The following is a 4,027-nucleotide window of genomic DNA, read 5'->3' on the forward strand; positions in this document are numbered from 1 at the left end:
GTCGTAAACCTTGACAATCTTGCGGGTGCCCGGATCCACAAGAACCGTCCGGTTGTCGATTACGACGTAGCGGTATTTGACATTGGGAACTTCATGAAGCTCGACTGTATCGGGGAGTGCTGTCCCGACATTGAGTTCCACGCCGGGAACCTTCAGCGATGCCAGGGGCTGCTTCTTCACATACTCATGGATGACGGTATCCTGTTCGGGCGTGATGACCACATCCTGAGCAGCAACGGCGCCAGCGCCGGCGAAAAGCAATAACGCGGCAGCGGCGCCCGTAAGACGTATTTTCATGATTTACTCCTTTGCAAAACTGCCCGGACGAATTCGTCGCCCGTCAGTCCAATCGAACTTTGGAGGACAGCAAACGTTCCCGGGATTGGGCTTCGGTCGGAGCCGGTTTGGGACTAAGGTCTGGTCACGGATAAGCGGAACCCGATGTGATCTGACCCTCTTCGCCCAATGAACAACCGAGCAAATCCCCACCGCTTAATGCCGGACCCTCCGCCACGATGGCAGAGCCGGTAAGGAGTATTGATCCTCGCGGCTGTGGTTGGCTTTTGCGCACTCGCCGGCTGGTGGATTATTTAACGAGCGCTGTCGTGAAGTCCTCCAATGAAAATAGGAAGACTCATAAGAGCGAGCCCGTCCACTGAAGGACTGTGCTCCTTGTTGGGTCCTTGTTGCGGCGACCCCTTCAACGGAGTTCGCTATGTCGAAACTCTTGCCGATCGAGAAACCCATGCATGTCAACAGAGCCACCCACGTTCGGCAAGTCGACAAAGCTCGACGTTGCGCTTATTGGCCGTCTCGGCCCGGGTCATAATTCCATGCACCAAGATCTGGTCAGGCTCTTCGGCTGCCGAACATGCGACGCCGTGGAAATCAATACCAGTGCGCCGCATCGTCCATTGTTGTTCCTCTAAAGTCTGGTGGCGGGCAGTGTGGACTTGCCGCTCCAAATGAGTAGATACGCCCGGCGCAATCCTCAGCGACGGCGCCCCGAAGCCAAACGATCCGGAGAACCGGCCAGCATCAGTTTCGAGAGAAGCTCCGGTCAATGATCCGCGCAAGTCTTTCCGAAAAAGCCTTGGCGTCCGCTGGCTTGTCGCCGTCAAGTACGCGGGCTTCGTCATAGAGCAGATGCGCCACATCCTCCTGGAAGGCGCGCTCCTCTTTGCCGAGTTTCGCCAAGGCTGCGATGCGCTTATGCCGCGGATTGATTTCCAGGACTGGCTTGGCGGTTCTGTCGAGGCGACCGGCGGCGTTGAGCAGCCGTTCGAACTGACGGTCGGGGCTATGCTCCGGAGCGACCAGGCAGACCGCGCTTTCCGTCAATCGATCAGAGGCCTTCACGTCAGAAACCGTGTCTCCGAGTGCTGTCTTGACGAAGGCCAGGAACGTCGCGATTTCCGATGACGCTTCGGGGTCGGATTTCATGGCATTGTCGAGCAACGCAATATCGGAAAGGTCAGCCGCGCCCTGCGTCACCGACTTGAACGGCTTGCCCTCGAACTCCGGTGCGATTGTTACCCAGAAGCTGTCGACCGGGTCGGTCAGGAGCAGCACCTCGATGCCACGCGCGTTGAAACCTTCGAGCTGTGGTGATGCTTCGAGCCGGGCTCGGTCGTCGCCGGCCATGAAGAAGATAGCCTTCTGCCCCTCCTTCATCGCAGTGACATAGTCGACGAGGCTGTGCCAGCCTTCACTCGAGGTGGTCGAGTGGAAGCGGGCGAGTTTCAGCAATTGCTCGCGTCGCTCGTGGTCCTCGTAGAGCCCTTCCTTGAGGACGACGCCAAAGTTCTCCCAGATCTTCGCATAGGCCTCGGCATCGTTCTCCGCGAGCTTCTCAAGGTCGCCCAGGACGCGGTTTGTCACGCCCTTACGGATCGAGGCGAGCAGCGGGCTTTCCTGGATCATCTCGCGCGAGACGTTGAGCGGCAAGTCAGCGGAATCGACCAAGCCGCGCACGAAGCGCAGGTAGCGCGGCACAAGATCGGCGTCGTCGGTGATGAAGACGCGCCGCACGTAGAGCTTGATGCGATCCTTGCGGTCCTGGTCGAAGAGGTCGAACGGACGCGAGCCCGGCACGAAGGCAAGCACGCTGTATTCCTGCCTTCCTTCGGCACGAAAATGAATCGTCGAGGCCGGCTCGTCATACTGGCCGGCAATGCCGCGATAGAAGTCCGTGTAGTCTTCGGGCTTGATTTCGCTCTTCGGTCGGACCCAAAGGGCCGTGCCATCGGCAATGGCGCGCGGTTCCGCGCCCGGCTTCTCGACAAACGTGATCGGTACCGGCACGTGACCGGACTGCGATTTTGCCAGTCCTTCCAGCTGATACGGCGTTGTATATGAGGCCGCGTCCTCCATCAGATGAAGCACGACGCGCGTGCCGCGCTTTGGAGCGGCTTCAAGCGGGGCGGGTGCGATTTCGTAAGTGCCCTTGCCGTCGGATGACCAACGCCAAGCCTCGTCGTTCCCTGCCTGACGGCTGAAGACGTCGACCCTGTCGGCAACCATGAAGGCGGAATAGAAGCCGATACCGAACTGGCCGATGAGCTGCGTGTCCTCTGTCGCCTTGCCGGCCTCGACGCGCTCCATGAAGGCGCGCGTGCCAGACCTCGCGATCGTACCCAGCGCCTCCGCCATGTCGTTGCGGCTCATGCCGATGCCATTGTCTTCCACGACGATCTGCTTCTTGTCCGGATCGGTCGAAATGGTGATGCGCGGCTTCGGATCGTTGCCCAGCAATTCGGGACGAGCGATCGCCTCGAAGCGGAGCTTCTCACAGGCATCCGCGCCATTGGAAATCAACTCGCGCAGGAAGACGTCCCGGTCGGAGTAGACCGAGTGAACCATTATATGGAGAAGCCGCGAGACGTCCGCCTCAAATGCCTTGGTTTGGGTTGCCGCCGTATCCGTCATCATCTGCATTCCTAAATCAATCATTCCTGTGGTCAAATCGCAGCGCCGTTCCCGACGTGCCGCACGTCGCGCGTTCGCTGTTCGACAGCTATGTTTCTTCAGAGCGGGCTCCGAGCGCAAGCGTATAGCCCAGAGGCAAAAGACCCTTCCAGATCAATCCGCCCGAAGGACACGAGCGGCCGAAGGGCTCCTGGTCGCCGAGATCATGTTCGGCACCAGCAGGTCGTTGCGTCGAGCGAAGGCGATGAGGGTCGCGCGCACGGTCTCGGCATCGACCTCGCCGGCAATCGCCGCCCGGCACGCGTTGAGGGCGACGGTATGAGCGCCGTTCCGGCTAGTCATTGGCCAATCCTGGAGCAGTGCGTACGCCTCGCTCGCGTTCTCGATTGTCACCGGGAACCCCATTCCAACCAGGATCGTGACAGGTTCTTCAAAGCGCATGTGATCCATGACTTGAGCCTCCATTCGATAGCGTGGCGACTGCAACGTGTCTAACATCAGGTTTGTCAGCGAAGGCAGTCCGGCTGCGAAATAAAGGAAATGCCGGGCTCCCCCGCGCCGTCGACCGTGCAGCAATCGGCGCCGGCAGCCTGATCTCCGGAACGTTGCTTCCTTTTTCCTCTTGCTGCAGGACTTGTGCGTTTTGGCGTGGCCGGGGCAGCGTTTTGTAAGCCTTGACGAGAGCCTCGAGCCATGCGGCTACGCCAAGGGGAGCGCGCGCTCGTCCGTCAAGCCAGGTGGCGACTTCGCTTTCCGGATAGCCAAGCTCTTCGGCGAGGTCGGTCGCTTTCCACCTCAGGATTTTTAGACATTCGCGAAATCGTCCCGCAATCATTTCGTTTTCCTCCTCTCGACCGGCGATGCTCCGTGCACCTCGTCAGAGGTAGCATTCCGCAAAAGTGGACCCTCGCCCGACAGCGAGGTCCCACCTCCAGTTTCATCCTCCCGCGGATGCGTCGGACGTCGAGGACAACTGTTTTGCAGCCAGGAACATGAGAGTGTAGGCAGCCTTGCGGCGGTTCCAGCCGGCGGCTTCGGCCGCTTCGAGAAGGCCCAGGAGTTGAGGAGCCAGGACCTCCTTGCATTCGGTTTCATAGGC

General features: G+C 59.8%; 3 protein-coding genes. All 3 read right to left on the bottom strand.

All coding sequences use genetic code 11. The features are described from left to right. On the bottom strand, nt 1-297 hold a 297-nt coding region (locus EN993_RS32305), incomplete at its 3' end, for a DUF1236 domain-containing protein (protein WP_109670956.1). Nucleotides 298-1,038: 741 nt separating this feature from the next. Continuing rightward, the gene (gene htpG / locus EN993_RS32310; RefSeq protein WP_127265824.1) at nt 1,039-2,931 is read right to left on the bottom strand and encodes a molecular chaperone HtpG; all 1,893 of its coding nucleotides are present in this window, start codon (nt 2,929-2,931) and stop codon (nt 1,039-1,041) included. 150 nt (nt 2,932-3,081) lie between these two features. Further along, a complete protein-coding gene (locus tag EN993_RS32315) occupies nt 3,082-3,378 on the bottom strand; it encodes a DUF982 domain-containing protein (RefSeq protein WP_127265826.1) in 297 nt (98 codons plus the stop codon). Between the last annotated feature and the right edge of the window lie 649 nt (nt 3,379-4,027).

The sequence above is a fragment of the Mesorhizobium sp. M7D.F.Ca.US.004.01.2.1 genome, assembly GCF_003997785.1.
Lineage (GTDB): Bacteria > Pseudomonadota > Alphaproteobacteria > Rhizobiales > Rhizobiaceae > Mesorhizobium > Mesorhizobium loti.

Bases quoted from the DNA above. Each gene is read 5' to 3' on its own strand.
- htpG (WP_127265824.1), bottom strand. From the start codon at position 2,931: ATGATGACGGATACGGCGGCAACCCAAACCAAGGCATTTGAGGCGGAC.
- EN993_RS32315 (WP_127265826.1), bottom strand. From the start codon at position 3,378: ATGGATCACATGCGCTTTGAAGAACCTGTCACGATCCTGGTTGGAATG.